Source organism: Pseudomonas pudica (genome assembly GCF_015680405.1).
GTDB lineage: Bacteria > Pseudomonadota > Gammaproteobacteria > Pseudomonadales > Pseudomonadaceae > Aquipseudomonas > Aquipseudomonas pudica.
In genome coordinates this window covers 1-982 of the sequence record NZ_JADLJS010000105.1, presented here as the reverse complement: position 1 = coordinate 982, position 982 = coordinate 1, and the positions used below count along the sequence as shown (strand labels likewise).

Below are 982 nucleotides of genomic sequence, written 5' to 3'. Positions count from 1 at the left end.
CGCTTTCGCTACGCCTCCCCTATTCGGTTAAGCTCGCCACTGAATATAAGTCGCTGACCCATTATACAAAAGGTACGCAGTCACCTAACAAGTAGGCTCCCACTGCTTGTACGCATACGGTTTCAGGTTCTATTTCACTCCCCTCTCCGGGGTTCTTTTCGCCTTTCCCTCACGGTACTGGTTCACTATCGGTCAGTCAGTAGTATTTAGCCTTGGAGGATGGTCCCCCCATATTCAGACAAAGTTTCTCGTGCTCCGTCCTACTCGATTTCATTGACAAGAGATTTTCGTGTACGGGGCTATCACCCACTATGGCCGCACTTTCCAGAGCGTTCCACTAATCTCAAATCAACTTAAGGGCTGGTCCCCGTTCGCTCGCCACTACTAAGGGAATCTCGGTTGATTTCTTTTCCTCAGGGTACTTAGATGTTTCAGTTCCCCTGGTTCGCCTCTTGCACCTATGTATTCAGTACAAGATACTCAGCTTATGCTGAGTGGGTTCCCCCATTCAGAGATCTCTGGATCACAGTCTGTTTGCCGACTCCCCAAAGCTTATCGCAGGCTACCACGTCTTTCATCGCCTCTGACTGCCAAGGCATCCACCGTATGCGCTTCTTCACTTGACCATATAACCCCAAGCAATCTGGTTATACTGTGAAGACGACATTCGCCGAAAATTCGCATGTTGCTCTTTCGAGCAGAACTCACAAATTTTACCTTAGCCTGATTAACCAGCAGTGAAACTGGTCATCAGTCTATATCTATCACATATCCGAATTTTTAAAGAACGATCTGACAAAAGTCAGAAATCAACATTCGAAGCGAATGCTCATTTCCGAGTTCTGATCAGGAACAACACTCGACCCTTGCAGGGCCTAGTCGTCTTCAACCATGAATCAAGCAATTCGTGTGGGAGCTCATCAGCAGGCTGATGTCGTCGATTAAGGAGGTGATCCAGCCGCAGGTTCCCCTACGGCTACCT

Annotated in this window: 1 rRNA gene; it reads right to left on the bottom strand. The window is 48.2% G+C overall.

Annotated elements, in window-relative coordinates:
* A 23S ribosomal RNA gene (locus tag IRZ77_RS26680) occupies nt 1-626 on the bottom strand; the annotation flags it as partial.
* Between the last annotated feature and the right edge of the window lie 356 nt (nt 627-982).